The organism is Pseudoalteromonas sp. SG41-1 (assembly GCF_014164575.1).
Classification (GTDB): domain Bacteria; phylum Pseudomonadota; class Gammaproteobacteria; order Enterobacterales; family Alteromonadaceae; genus Pseudoalteromonas; species Pseudoalteromonas rhizosphaerae.
This window is the reverse complement of record NZ_JACJFL010000026.1, coordinates 47,284-60,937: the sequence shown is the minus strand read 5'-3', so window position 1 is coordinate 60,937 and position 13,654 is coordinate 47,284. Positions and strand designations below refer to the sequence as shown.

11 protein-coding genes are annotated in these 13,654 nt (G+C 41.2%); 7 read left to right on the top strand and 4 right to left on the bottom strand.

Annotation, left to right across the window (positions count from 1 at the left end; all coding sequences use genetic code 11):
* The coding region (locus H5203_RS14410) for an NUDIX hydrolase (RefSeq protein ID WP_182819892.1) at positions 1 to 214 on the bottom strand (214 nt) is incomplete at its 3' end.
* Positions 215 to 367: 153 nt separating this feature from the next.
* Between H5203_RS14410 and H5203_RS14405 the strand changes: the two genes are divergently transcribed.
* From H5203_RS14405 to H5203_RS14385, 5 genes are read left to right on the top strand one after another with little or no spacing between them, the layout of a single operon-like run.
* Positions 368 to 1,708, top strand: a complete 1,341-nt coding sequence (locus H5203_RS14405) for a sigma-54 dependent transcriptional regulator (RefSeq protein WP_145241198.1) — start codon at positions 368 to 370, stop codon at positions 1,706 to 1,708.
* 31 nt (positions 1,709 to 1,739) lie between these two features.
* Complete coding sequence (locus H5203_RS14400; protein WP_145241196.1) at positions 1,740 to 1,949, top strand: histidine kinase; 210 nt, start codon at positions 1,740 to 1,742, stop codon at positions 1,947 to 1,949.
* A 21-nt stretch (positions 1,950 to 1,970) separates the two neighbouring features.
* Positions 1,971 to 3,455, top strand: coding sequence for an ATP-binding protein (locus tag H5203_RS14395; protein WP_145241194.1), 1,485 nt, complete (start codon positions 1,971 to 1,973; stop codon positions 3,453 to 3,455).
* Complete coding sequence (locus H5203_RS14390; RefSeq protein WP_145241192.1) at positions 3,456 to 3,917, top strand: response regulator; 462 nt, start codon at positions 3,456 to 3,458, stop codon at positions 3,915 to 3,917. It abuts the gene before it with no gap.
* A 19-nt stretch (positions 3,918 to 3,936) separates the two neighbouring features.
* Entirely contained in the window at positions 3,937 to 5,898 is a 1,962-nt protein-coding gene (locus H5203_RS14385) for a hybrid sensor histidine kinase/response regulator (protein WP_182819891.1), read from the top strand.
* Here H5203_RS14385 and H5203_RS14380 read toward each other — a convergent pair.
* The 3 genes from H5203_RS14380 to H5203_RS14370 are packed head-to-tail and all read right to left on the bottom strand — an operon-like array spanning position 5,885 to position 9,599.
* Positions 5,885 to 6,889: a LacI family DNA-binding transcriptional regulator gene (locus H5203_RS14380; RefSeq protein WP_145241188.1), complete on the bottom strand. Its 1,005-nt coding sequence runs from the start codon at positions 6,887 to 6,889 to the stop codon at positions 5,885 to 5,887. The two genes, H5203_RS14385 and H5203_RS14380, sit on opposite strands and share 14 nt — an antisense overlap.
* Before the next feature lie 11 nt (positions 6,890 to 6,900).
* Complete coding sequence (locus tag H5203_RS14375) at positions 6,901 to 8,232, bottom strand: glycoside-pentoside-hexuronide (GPH):cation symporter (protein WP_182819890.1); 1,332 nt, start codon at positions 8,230 to 8,232, stop codon at positions 6,901 to 6,903.
* A gap of 20 nt (positions 8,233 to 8,252) precedes the next feature.
* Positions 8,253 to 9,599, bottom strand: a complete 1,347-nt coding sequence (locus tag H5203_RS14370) for a GH1 family beta-glucosidase (protein ID WP_182731823.1) — start codon at positions 9,597 to 9,599, stop codon at positions 8,253 to 8,255.
* Between the two features lie 278 nt (positions 9,600 to 9,877).
* Here H5203_RS14370 and H5203_RS14365 point away from each other — a divergent pair, with 278 nt between their 5' ends.
* On the top strand, positions 9,878 to 11,092 hold the full coding sequence (locus H5203_RS14365) for a sugar MFS transporter (RefSeq protein ID WP_259397251.1): 1,215 nt from the start codon (positions 9,878 to 9,880) through the stop codon (positions 11,090 to 11,092).
* Positions 11,093 to 11,108: 16 nt separating this feature from the next.
* On the top strand, positions 11,109 to 13,616 hold the full coding sequence (locus H5203_RS14360) for an exo 1,3/1,4-beta-D-glucan glucohydrolase (RefSeq protein WP_182819889.1): 2,508 nt from the start codon (positions 11,109 to 11,111) through the stop codon (positions 13,614 to 13,616).
* Positions 13,617 to 13,654: the final 38 nt, after the last annotated feature.

Here is a 13,654-nt window from a genome sequence, read left to right as displayed (position 1 = left end):
CAGTTTCTTCTTGTAGCTCGCGGATTAATCCTTGCTCTATGCTTTCACCTTCATCAATGCCGCCGCCAGGCAAGCTGAAATCTTCATAGCGGGCAGTGTACATTAATAAAATATCAGTGCCTTTTAAGGCAATAGCACGGCTCGTTAGGCGAGTAAATTGACGTGGTTCGCTGGCACTCACACTGGGATGAACGGTGCTTTTAAGTAAGCGCATCAGAATGTTCCTTAAAATTTAATTTAAAAATTATATCTCAAAAAAGATCTAAATCTATTTAGACAGCGTAAATTTCCAGTTAAGCATCGATTTTGTAGAATAAGGCAGTTAAGATGTTAGGCTGGGCAATGATAACAAGCATAGGGATTTATCATGTTAAACATACTGTTAGTTGATGATGATAGCGAGTTTAGTGATGTCGTTTGTCATATCGTAGAGTTTTTAGGACATAACATTAATACTGCTGCTAATTTAGCAGAGGCTGAGCAGTGGTTTGTAAATAATACCTTTGACCATGTATTGTTAGACTTTATGCTGCCTGATGGAAGTGGTTTACACTTGGTTGAGCACCTTAAAAGTATTGGTCAAAAACCAAAAATAACCCTTATTTCAGGTCATCCTTCAGTCAAAGGTAAGCTGGCTGAAATGTGTGAGCCTAACGTTGGTCATCTAGTTAAGCCCTTGCAGCGCGAAGATATTGAGCGCCTTCTCAACCCTAAAAAAACCACGGCTAAGAAAAAAGCCGAGCCAAGTATTAAAAAGCATTTTGGCACCTTAATAGGTGAATCGCCGCAAATGCAGCATTTGTATACCATGATTGAGCGCGTTGCTAACACCAACGCCAACGTAATGTTAATGGGTGAAAGTGGTGCTGGTAAAGAAGTTGTCGCACAAGCGATTCACAATGCTAGCGCATGTACAGGACCTTTGGTGGCTACTAACTGCGGTGCGTTATCGAAAGAACTTATTGGTAGCGAATTATTTGGCCATGAGAAAGGGGCTTTTACTGGTGCTATTGCCCGTAAAGACGGTGTATTTGAGCAAGCAACCGGCGGAACATTATTTCTAGACGAAGTGACTGAAATGCCAATAGATATGCAGCCTAATCTATTACGCGTGTTAGAAACTAAAAAAGTAACCCGAGTAGGTGGCAGTAAAGAAAGTGCGGTAGATTGCCGAGTGATTTCTGCGACTAACCGTTCATTAGAAGATTTAGCGCAAAATAATGTTATTCGTGAAGATATCTACTTTCGGTTAGCGGTATTTCCTATTGATATTCCACCACTGCGTGAAAGAAAAGAAGATATTGCCTTATTAGCCAATGCTTTTTTAAATCAATTAAATGAAGAAAACAATACCGACTTTCAATGGCAAACTGCACAATTAAAGTTACTTGAAAGCTATGATTGGCCAGGCAATGTTCGAGAACTGCGCCACGGCATTCATCGTGCTTTTATTATGAGTGATCCAAAAGGTAAAGCGATTACTTTGCCAGATAACTTAGAGTCACCATTTTCACGAGTGAATAAGCAAACTCAAGCAAATCAAGTGACTGCAGGGCAAACTATTGAAGAAGTTGAAAAAGAGCTGATCCACGCTACGTTGGATAAAGTACAAGGTAATAAAACGCTTGCAGCGCAAATGCTAGGTATAAGTACTAAAACTTTATACAACCGTCTAAATGCCTATGGTGGTATTGGCGAATATAGCTAAATTAAACTCAAGTAATCAATAAAGGGGTAGCATGGCTAATAACGATAAAATCAATAAGTTGATTCATGATGCACGCGGACCACTGAATCGTATATCGATGAATGCAGAATTGATTAAATTAGTGCTAGAAAATGATATGCCAAAAGAAAAAGCATTGGCAGCACTTGATAAAATAATAAGTAATTGCCAGCAATGCAGTGACAGCTTAGAACAAATATCGAATCTCGGCGTCGTTGAATAAGATAATATAAAAGGATTATAAATGAAGCTGCAAAAGCAACAAGGTAAGGTCAAGGTAACCTGGGCCAGTTTTATCGCGGTGCTGCTGTGTATTGTGGTGGGGAATGCGATTTTGGCAATGAATACCATTCAAAGCCTGACTCAAACCCAACAGCGTTTAGATGATACTAATATGTTAAACACCGCAATTGAGAAGCTTCATCTTTCAATTGTGCAGGCAGAATCAGGACAACGTGGTTACTTATTAACGGGCGATAAAGATTATTTAGCACCCTACAACGACGCTATTATGCAGCTCAATTCACAAGCTACACTGGTTAAAAATTTACGTACTGAAATTGCAGGCCAAGCAGATAAAGTAGCGCGTTTACTATTTTTGGTTGATGATAAAGTTGCGGTATTAACCAGAACCGTTGATTTAGCATTAGCAGATAAAGAACGCCGTGCTCATTATTTACTAGAGACGCATCAAGGCCGTAAGCTTTACGAGCAAATTAGAGAGCTCGCTGATGAAATTCAAGATGCGGAGTCTGCTTTTAAAGCTGTGCAGTTTCGAAAGTTAGGGCAAATTAAAAAAGAAGCCAAACTCACTTTTGCAATTACTGCCGTAACCAGTGCTTTATTGATCCTTGGTATGTTTATGCTCACGCGTATTAACTTACATACAGCGGCAAAATATCAGCAGGAACTTGAATATCAAAACGAAACACTGGCTAGTAAAGTGACCGAGCGTACACAAGAGCTGACCTTGTACTCTGATGAACTAAGTCGCAGTAACCGTGAGCTTGAAGAGTTTGCCTTTGTAGCGAGTCATGATTTGCAAGAGCCACTGCGCAAAATTCAAGCATTTAGTGATCGCTTAGAAACCATGTTTAAAGACGAATTGGGTGAAAAAGGCATTGATTATATCGCGCGTATGAAAAATGCAGCGCAAAGAATGTCTAATTTAATTAATGACTTGTTAGAGTTTTCGCGAGTGACAACACGTGGTAAAGACTTTGCCGATACGGATTTAAAGCAAGTACTTGATGATGTGCTAAGCGATTTAGAAATTGCGATTAAAGAGTCAAATGCGCAGGTCAACGTGGGCGAAATGCCAGTAATACAAGCAGATCTGAGCCAAATGCAGCAGCTATTTTTGAATTTGATTTCAAATGCGGTGAAATTTAGACGTCCAGATGTGGCACCAATTATCACTATTGAGTATCAGCATCAGACTGAATTTAATGATGATTATAATACAGAGCTGGAATGGCAAATCATTACAGTGAAAGATAACGGTATTGGTTTTGCGCCAGAATATACCGACAAAATTTTTGTTCCGTTTCAACGTCTGCATGGGCGTTCGCAATATAAAGGCACGGGGATTGGTTTATCCGTGTGCCGACGTATTGTAGAGCGTCACGGCGGTACGATAGCGGCACAAAGTGACACCGGTGAGGGAGCAACCTTCATCATAAAACTACCTGTGGAAAGCGAGCTTTTCACATTGCAAGGAGAGGCTTAAATGCCATTTTCTAAAGTAAAGCCAATCACCATTTTAATGGCTGATGATGATGAAGATGATCGTTTATTAACGCAAGACGCACTCGCTGAAAGCCGTGTATTAAACGAGTTATACTTTGTTGAAGATGGTGTGGAGCTTTTGGAGTACCTAGAGCGTAAAGGTAAGTTTGAAGACAAAAACTCATCGCCACGACCTGGGTTGATTTTATTGGATTTGAATATGCCACGCATGGATGGACGCGAAGCGTTGCAAGCGATTAAAGGCAATTCAAACTTAAAAGGTATTCCTGTAGTTATTTTAACCACGTCTAAGCAAGAGGAAGACATGGTTAAGGGTTACGATTTAGGCGCGGCTTCATACATTACTAAACCAGTTACGTTTGATGGCTTAGTTGAACTAATGAAAACGTTAGGTAAGTACTGGGTGGAGTTTGTAGAGTTACCTAGTACGTTTAATGACTAAATAAAAAACTGGAGACGCTATGTTAGATAAGGCAACCAGACTGTTACTTGTTGAAGACGATGAAGATGATTATATTTTAACCTGTGATTATCTAGAGCAGCTGAGTTCGCATACATTTGATATAGAGTGGATCAGTGATCCCAAGCAGGCAGTTAAGGTACTTAGTAAAAATCAGCATGATATTTGCCTGCTTGATTACCGCTTAGGGGCTTCAGACGGCTTAGCAGTTTTAAAGCAAGCTGTAGAAAATGGTTTTAATGGCCCTATCATTATGCTCACAGGGCAATCAAACGACGCCCTTGATTTAGCCGCTTTGGATGCCGGAGCTGTTGATTACCTCGTAAAAAGTGAAATGAGTTCAAGTCGCTTTGCCCGCTCTATTCGCTACGCATTAGCCCGACGCGATGTTGAAGATGAACGCCTTGAACGACTCAAAGCAGAAGCCGAAAATCGTTCTAAAGACCGCTTTTTAGCACATTTAAGCCATGAGCTACGCACTCCGTTATCGTCAATCTTGGGCTATACCGAGTTGCTTATGCAAAGTGAATTTAACAATCATGCCAATAATGAGTTAGGGGTTATTTATCGTAATGGTAAGCATCTACTTAGCTTGTTAAATGATGTTCTCGATTTATCAAAAATAGCTGCCGATAAACTGGAGCTCAGCTGCAGTGATGTCAACCTTGATAGTTTAATGGCTGATGTGTTTACCTTAATGCGAGTATCTGCGCTGGATAAAGGGCTGTCGCTGCGTTTTGAGTCATTACAACCTTTGCCCCTTGTAATTAGTATTGATGCGACACGGTTTCGGCAAATTTTAATTAATATCATCAATAATGCGATTAAGTTCACCGAGCAAGGCGATATCATTGTTCACGCATGGACAAAAGTTATTGATGGCCGTGAAATGCTGTTTTTTAGTATTAAAGATTCTGGAATGGGTATTGCCCCTGAGAAACAAGCACTTATATTCAAACCATTTGAACAAATAGCCGATGTAGAATCGCGCTCAGTTGGCGGCGCGGGGTTAGGTTTAGCTATTTGCTCTGAATTGTTGAGTCGTATGCAGGGCGGGATCACATTAGAGTCTGCTATTGGTCATGGATCTGAATTTACTATTTCAGTGTATCCGGGCAATATTCAATATGTAGAGCGCAGTGTATTAAAGCTCGATTTGACACCTAATATGCAGCAAAAAATGGCCCCCTGTAAAGTCAGTGGCCGAGTATTGGTGGTGGATGATTTACGAGATTTACGGGTGTTAGTTGGGCATATGATCTCTTCTGCTGGTGCAAAGGTTGATTATGCTGAACACGGTAAGCAAACACTTGATAAAGTAACTAAAGCACAACAGCAAGGTGATCCGTACGACATTATATTTTTAGATATTCATATGCCGGTGATGGGGGGCAAAGAAACCACGATTGAACTTAGAAAAATGGGTTTTAAGGGGGCGGTAATCGCGCTTACTGCTGCCACGATGAAAGGTATACATAGCGAGTTATTGGCGCTGGGCTTTAACGATGTGATAGGCAAACCTGTTGATTCAAGCTTACTTTATCAGTGCTTAACTAATTACTCTATGGCGGCTAATAAGCCCGTTGATAAATTAGCGCAACCAGCGCGAGTAAAAAGTTGTGCGCGTTTTTTATTGGTTGAAGATGATGCAGATGCGGCGCAAATCACCCAGTTATTACTGGAAAGTTTAGGGGTTGAAACCGTTGTTGCAACTAGTTATGAGCATACTTTAGCAATTCTAAAAAATGACTCTCAATTTGATAAAGTGTTATTAGATATGCATTTGCCTGATGGCAGTGGCTTGGATTTAGCTCGTTATACAAAGCAGTATTATCCAGATTTAAAGCGAGTAATCGTCAGTGGTATACAGCCAGATCCGAAGCAAATCGAACTCCTTGAGATAGAGCAAGTATTACTTAAACCGATTAATTTAGCATTACTAACCCAACTTATTGAGGGTTAGTAATAATTGATTGACGCACCACTAATTCAGGTTCAAAAAGAGTTTGTAAAGCTGGGGTGGTTTTTTTATACACCTCACTTAAAATCCAGTTAGCAGCCATTTGGCCCATTTCGTTGATTGGGTAATTGACGGTACTAAGTGGTGGATACACATGACGGGTAAAAAATACGTTATCGTAGCCCATAATAGAAAGTTGCTCAGGCAAGATTAATGATGACTCACGGGCACTGGCCATAGCGCCGGTTGCCATTTCATCATTGGCACAAATTAGCGCTGTAAATTTTGAATTACCGTTATATAAATGCTGAAAGCCTGCAGTGCCGCTGTCTTCCATAAAATCACCTTGATATAGTAATTGCTCATTAAAACTAATGTTGTGCTCTGCTAGAGCTTGTTTGTGCCCTGCGAGGCGATCTTGAGCATCTTGTTTCCACAGTGGGCCGCTGATATAAGCGATATTCGTATGGCCTTGCTCTAATACGTGTTTAGTCGCTAAATAACCGCCTTTTACGTTATTTAAAATAATGCAGCGCGATGCTAGTTCGCGAATGTATCGATTGATCAGTACAAAAGGAGTTTTCCCTTTGCTCAACTCTATTAAGTAGTCATCACTAATTGCTTCAACATGCAAAATTAAGCCATCACAATTACGACTAATTAAAAACTCGATTGCTTGTTGTTCACGTTCTTCGTCACTGTGACCTGCTGCAATGATCACATGCTTGCTTTGTTTACGAAAAGCAGTCTCAATGCCGCTCATCATTGGGCCATAGAAAGGGCCTTGTAGTTCGGAAACTAATAAACCAACACTATTTGAACAGTTAGATGCGAGAGATTGTGCTATGGAATTAGGCCGGTAACCAAGCTGTGTCATCGCAACGGTTACCTTTTTTCGCGTTGCATCACTGACATTAGTATTATTATTCATTACCCTTGAAACGGTCGCTAATGAGACCCCAGCAAGTTTTGACACCTCATAAATGGTCGCCATGATATTCCTTGTTAAGTACTACTTCTTTGCGCTAAATCAGCGTTTATTTTCTCTAAGGTATTATTATCAAGAATATACCTTTTCATGATCAACGCGACAAGTACACTACCAATTGCAGGAAACAGTGTAAACGAGGTTAAAATACCGACTTTAGTTGCTTCATTAAGCTCAGTGTTAGCTTGATAGCCATAGTAAGCCAGTAACCAACCAGCAATAGCTCCGCCCAGTGCCAGGCCTAGTTTAATAAAGAACACCACGCTTGCATAGACCAAGCCAGTTAGCCGATGGCCATTTTGCCATTGTCCGTAGTCAATTGCATCTGCCATTTTTGCCCATAACAATGGAGTTGCCATTTGGGTGAAAAAACACCATAAAAAATAGACTGCAAACGCGAGCACTAATTGGTCGTCAGATAAGAAAAATGCAAAACAGCTTATGGCCGCAGAGATGTATTGGAGATATATATATGCTGCTTTTTTGTCAACCCGTTTACTCAGTGGTTGTGCGCAGGCGCAGCCAAGGATATTACCGATCATTCCCAAGGTAACAAATTGCGTAACTAAGTCGGCTTCACCAAGAACATATTTTACGTAATAAATTGCTAAAGTCGTACGCAGCACCATACTCGTGAGCAGCATAATGGCAGCACCACAGAGTATTTTAAAAGGACCGTTTTGCCACAACGTTGCCATTTGTGCTTTGAGGCTAAGGGTTTGTTGCTGTGGTGCAACCACGCGTTCCTTAGTAAAGCGAAAGCAGGTCAAAAATAATATCACACCGAAACAGCTCATCAGTATCATAGTAAGCTGATAGCCAAGAGCATTATCGCCTTTACCAAACCAGCTTACTAATGGCAATGTGCAAGCACTGACGAGTAAGCCACCGAGCATACCAAATACAAAACGATAAGATTGAATGGATACGCGTTCACTCGGATCGCGACTTAGTACTCCACCCAAAGCTGAATAAGGAATATTAATTGCGGTATAAACCAGCATTAATAGTGTATAGGTGACAAACGCGTAGATGACTTTTCCTGTCGCGCTTAAATCTGGTGTGGTAAAAGTAATTACACTAACCAGCCCAAACGGGATCGCGAGCCACAATAGGTAAGGCCGGTAACTACCATATTTGGTTCGGGTTGCATCGGTGAGCGCCCCCATTAACGGATCGGTGATTGCATCAATAACTCGCACCACTAGGAACAGAGTACCAACGATGGCCGGAGAAATACCAAATATATCGGTATAGAAAAAAGTTAAAAATAGCATCACGGTTTGAAAAATGATGTTACTTGCAGTATCACCTAAGCCATAGGCTATTTTTTCTTTTCTAGTTAGCATAATTGGCACTCATGTTGTTATTATTTTTTGCGCTGTGTGAGCAATGCGCGATATTGTATTGCGCTCTCTTTTAGTATGCGTTGCTGGTTTTCATAATCAACATAAACGAGACCAAAGCGTTTTTCATAGCCGTATGCCCATTCAAAGTTATCCATTAAGCTCCATGCAAAATAGCCTTGTATATCAACCCCTTGCTCAACTGCGTCATGCACTGCATTGAGGTGGGTATGATAATAACTAACGCGCTCTGTATCGAGTACTTGGCCATCTCGTAGTGTATCTGCCATGGCCGCACCATTTTCAGTTACATAAACTTTAGGTAGTTGGTATAGCTCATTTAATGATACTAACAACTCAGTTAAACCTTGTGGATAGACTTCCCAGCCCATGTCAGTCACAGCTATGTTGTTGATTTGTGCTTCGGCAAACCAGTTATCATCAGTGTTTTTGTAGTGTATGCGGGTATAGTAATTAACGCCAATAAAGTCGATTTTTTGACTGATTATCGCCATATCATTAGCAGCTATATGGGGTTGCACTTCACTACTGAGGCTATTTAAAAGCGCCGGATACTGACCTTCTAAAACTGCTTTGATATACCACTGATTGTGATATTGATCGGCTAATAATGCTGCTTGTGTATCGTTTTCTGTCATTGGATAAGCTGGGCTGAAGTTAAGAACAATACCAGCTTCTATATTAGGGCAATTGGCGCGCAGTACTTGCATGGCAAGACCATGGGCTAACAATAAATGATGAGCCGCTTGACGACCTGCTTGTTGACTTTTAATACCGGGTGCATGTACACCCACTTCATAGCCTAAATAGGCACTGCAAAAAGGTTCATTTAAAGTCGCATAAGAGTCAACTAAACCTGTCAACTGCTTGGTAACTAAATCAGTATAGTGAGCAAATGCATAGGCGGTGTCACGGTTTAACCAGCCACCGTTATCTTCCAAGTGTTGGGGTAGATCCCAGTGATATAAGGTGACATAGGTCTTGATATTGCGTGCTTTTAAAGCCGTTAATAAATCACGATAAAAGCCAATGCCTTGCTGATTAATACTGCCATCTTGATGCAATACGCGCGGCCATGAAATTGATAATCGGTACGCATCAACGGCTAAGTCAGCAATCATTGCGATATCTTGTTGCCATAGTTCAACATGGTTACAGGCTGTATCGCCATTGCTATTGTCGGTGATAGCCCCTGGTTGGTCACAAAAAGTATCCCAAATAGATGTCAGGCGTGCGTTGCGAGCTCCCTCAATTTGAAATGAGGCTGTGGCTACACCAAAGGTAAACTGAGGTTTAAGTAGCGCAGAGCTAGGCGGCAGAGAAATAGTTTTAAACACGATTAGGTGCATCCTTTAACATTCAGTTTTGGCAATTACTTTTACATTAAGCGCAGCATAGTTATTAAAATGGAAGCGCTTACAGAATATTTGTAAATAAATTGCTAATTTCGATTTATATGATATAAATGTAAGCGCTTACATTTTATGTTGCAACTATTATTTGCTTTTTTTAAGTAATGAAAAAGTACTTTAATAAACGTAACGAACTGATAATTAAAATAATTAGAGAGTTTAATATGGCAAACGTCACACACAATTTGGCAACGAATGAACATAGCCTACAACCAATGGGCAAACAAACGTTTGCTTTAACGTCGTTGACCACCTTATTTTTTATGTGGGGGTTTATTACGTGTCTAAACGATATTCTGATCCCCTATTTAAAAGGGATGTTTTCACTCAATTATACCCAAGCGATGCTAATCCAATTTTGTTTCTTTGGGGCTTATTTTGTGATGTCGATACCCGCTGGTAAGTTGGTGAGTAAAATAGGTTATCAATTTGGTATTGTGGTGGGCTTGGTGGTGGCAGCGGTTGGTTGTGCATTATTCTATCCCGCAGCCGTAGCGCATGTTTATGAGCTGTTTTTATTGGCGCTATTTGTACTGGCCTCGGGGATTACCATCTTACAAGTGTCAGCCAATCCATACGTAAGCGTACTTGGCGCTGCAAAAACAGCGTCGTCGCGTTTAACCATGACCCAAGCATTTAATTCGTTAGGTACTACGGTTGCGCCAATCTTTGGTGGCTGGCTTATTCTAACCGAAGTCAGCCAAGCAACCGCAGAGCAAGTTAAACTTCCTTATCTAATGCTTTCAGCAAGCTTGCTGGTACTTGCGGTTATTTTTGCTTTTTTAAAATTACCTAAACTTGGCAAAGCAGCAGATGCTGAGAGTGAAAATCAATATGTTGAGAACTTTATTGATTTAGGTAGTGTTTGGCAGTATCGCCATTTAATTTTAGGAGCCATTGGCATTTTTGTTTATGTCGGTGCTGAAGTCGCAATCGGCAGCTTTTTAGTAGGCTTTTTAACCTTAGATCATATTGCGGGTTTTACTGAGCAGCAAGCAGCACATTATATTAGTTATTACTTCGCTGGCGCCATGATAGGTCGCTTTATTGGTGCTGCCATCATGCAAAAACTCAATGCAGGTAAGGTATTGGCATGTCATGCACTACTTGCCATGGTACTGGTGTTAATGGCGATGACAGGACAAGGGGCATTAGCAATGTGGGCTATTTTGTTGGTCGGATTATGTAACTCAATTATGTTCCCAACCATCTTCAGTTTAGCCCTACAAGGCCTTGGCAAATATACCTCTCAGGGTTCGGGTATTTTATGCTTAGCCATTGTCGGTGGTGCAATTATTCCATTATTACAAGGTGTCCTAGCTGACAATTTTGGTGTGCAATTAGCACTATTACTGCCGATCGGCTGCTATTTATATATTACTTACTTTGCGCTATTTGGCTCAAAAGTAACAACCTCAACTCGTCATTGATAACTAGGTGGACAATATGACAATAACAAAACCACGTACTCTTTTGGTAATGATGATTGCAGCAATGGCGATGAATGGCTGTTCGCAATCAGAACAAACAGCAGCGACCAATGATATTTGGCCGATGATCAAAAGCGGTGTTAAAGACGATGCCAATATGGAGCAAAAAATTGCTGACTTGCTCGGCTCAATGAGCTTAGAACAAAAAATAGCCCAGATGATCCAACCTGAAATTCGCGATATTACAGTGGAAGATATGCGTCAATATGGTTTTGGTTCTTACCTTAATGGCGGTGGGGCTTTTCCTAATAATAATAAACATGCCACGGCTGCTGATTGGATTGAACTAGCCGAAAAAATGTACCAAGCATCAGTAGATGATTCCCTTGATGGTAGCCGTATCCCAACTATGTGGGGAACCGATGCAGTTCATGGTCATAATAATGTTATTGGTGCGACGTTATTTCCGCACAATATCGGTTTAGGTGCGGCTAACAATCCACAGTTGATTGAAAAAATTGCTGCAGCGACCGCGCAAGAAGTGATGGTAACCGGTATTGATTGGGTGTTTGCACCTACTGTTGCAGTAGTACGAGATGACCGCTGGGGCCGCACTTATGAAGGGTATTCAGAAGATCCACAAATTGTTAGAGATTATTCAGCCGCAATAGTAAAAGGCTTACAAGGCGCAGTTAATCAAGACTTTTTATCAGATAAACGGGTGATCAGTACGGTTAAGCATTTTATTGGTGATGGTGGTACACAAGGCGGTGATGACCAAGGTAATAATATTACCAGCGAAGCAGAGTTATTTACCATTCATGCGCAAGGTTATGTGGGAGGCTTAGGTGCTGGAGCACAAACAGTTATGGCGTCGTTTAATAGCTGGCATGGCGAAAAAATCCATGGCAGTAAATATCTCTTAACTGATGTGCTAAAAGGCAAAATGGGTTTTGATGGCTTTGTTGTGGGTGATTGGAATGGTCATGGACAAATTCCTGGTTGTACCAATGGAAACTGTGCACAAGCCGCTAATGCCGGCCTTGATGTATACATGGTGCCTACTGATGCATGGAAGCCACTTTATGAAAACCTTATCGCACAAGTTAACAATGGCACAATTGCGCAATCACGAATTGATGATGCGGTAACGCGTATTCTGAGAGTAAAAATGCGTGCGGGTTTATTTGATAAACCAAGTCCTGCAAATCGTCCACTTTCAGGAAAAACAGAGGTCATTGGTAGTGCTGAACATCGTAAAATCGCAAAACAAGCAGTTCGCGAATCTTTAGTACTCCTAAAAAACAAACAACAGTTACTGCCGCTTTCGCCAAAAGCAAATGTGTTAGTAGCTGGTCTAGGTGCTGATAATATCGGTATGCAATCTGGCGGTTGGAGCATTACTTGGCAAGGTACGGGGAATCAAAATAGCGATTTCCCAGGTGGCACGTCGATTTTGGATGGTATTGAACACACTGTTAAGCAAGCGGGCGGGCAAGTTCAGCATGACTTAAACGGTGAGTTCAATACTCGTCCAGATGTCGCTATTGTAGTATTTGGTGAGCAACCTTACGCAGAAGGCAATGGGGATTTAGATAATCTTGAATATCAGCGGGGTAATAAAACGGATTTAGCGCTACTGCGAAAATTAAAGCAAGCCGGTATTCCCGTTGTATCATTATTTATTAGCGGCCGCCCAATGTGGGTAAACGCAGAACTTAATGCCAGTGATGCGTTTGTCGCGACGTGGTTGCCAGGTAGCGAAGGGGATGCAATTAGCGATGTGTTATTTGCAAATGTAGATGGCTCAGTAAATCATGATTTTAAAGGCAAGCTGTCGTTTTCTTGGCCGAATAACCCAGTTGATAACGAAAATCGTGGTGATAAAGATTATTCGCCATTATTACCGTATGGTTTTGGCTTAACTTATTCAGATAAAAACACCTTGCAAGATGATCTTGTTAAGCAAACAGGAATATCACAGCAGCTTGATGATTTAGTATTGTTTGAGCGCGCGGTTAAAGCGCCATGGAGTCTGCATTTACAAAGTGGTGAGCAGCAAAAAGTGATGGCAAGTAGTCGCGAATCAATCGGAGCTGTTAGCGTTAAAACCTTTGATAAAGACGTTCAAGAGGATGCGCGTGCAATTACCTTCAGCGGCGATGAACTAGCAGCAGTGCGTTTAAGTGCGGCATTCCCATCTGATTTACGTTCGTTTGTTGAAAAAGCAGGGCAATTACAAATGCAAATTAAGGTTGAGCAAAGTGCCGATGCCCCGCTTTGGCTTGGTATGCAATGTGGTGATGATTGCCAAGGTAAATTGGATATTGCTAAGCAGCTAAATGCAACCAACGAATGGCAGACTTTAAACATTGATTTACGGTGTTTTGCACAGCAAGGTGTTAATTTAGGTCAAGTATTTTCACCTTGGCAGTTAAGTACAGCTGCGCCATGGCAGGTATCGATTGCGAAACTCAACATCACCAGCGAGCATGTATCTACTGAGGTTATTTCATGCCAGTAATGCCTTTGTTGATCTTAATACCAGTGACATCGATCTAG

What these genes read in the sequence shown, in the direction of transcription:
- H5203_RS14375 (WP_182819890.1), bottom strand. Translation starts at nt 8,232, where the DNA reads ATGCTAACTAGAAAAGAAAAAATAGCCTATGGCTTAGGTGATACTGCA.
- H5203_RS14365 (WP_259397251.1), top strand. Translation starts at nt 9,878, where the DNA reads ATGGGCAAACAAACGTTTGCTTTAACGTCGTTGACCACCTTATTTTTT.
- H5203_RS14380 (WP_145241188.1), bottom strand. Translation starts at nt 6,889, where the DNA reads ATGGCGACCATTTATGAGGTGTCAAAACTTGCTGGGGTCTCATTAGCG.
- H5203_RS14360 (WP_182819889.1), top strand. Translation starts at nt 11,109, where the DNA reads ATGACAATAACAAAACCACGTACTCTTTTGGTAATGATGATTGCAGCA.
- H5203_RS14395 (WP_145241194.1), top strand. Translation starts at nt 1,971, where the DNA reads ATGAAGCTGCAAAAGCAACAAGGTAAGGTCAAGGTAACCTGGGCCAGT.
- H5203_RS14385 (WP_182819891.1), top strand. Translation starts at nt 3,937, where the DNA reads ATGTTAGATAAGGCAACCAGACTGTTACTTGTTGAAGACGATGAAGAT.
- H5203_RS14405 (WP_145241198.1), top strand. Translation starts at nt 368, where the DNA reads ATGTTAAACATACTGTTAGTTGATGATGATAGCGAGTTTAGTGATGTC.
- H5203_RS14370 (WP_182731823.1), bottom strand. Translation starts at nt 9,599, where the DNA reads ATGCACCTAATCGTGTTTAAAACTATTTCTCTGCCGCCTAGCTCTGCG.
- H5203_RS14390 (WP_145241192.1), top strand. Translation starts at nt 3,456, where the DNA reads ATGCCATTTTCTAAAGTAAAGCCAATCACCATTTTAATGGCTGATGAT.
- H5203_RS14400 (WP_145241196.1), top strand. Translation starts at nt 1,740, where the DNA reads ATGGCTAATAACGATAAAATCAATAAGTTGATTCATGATGCACGCGGA.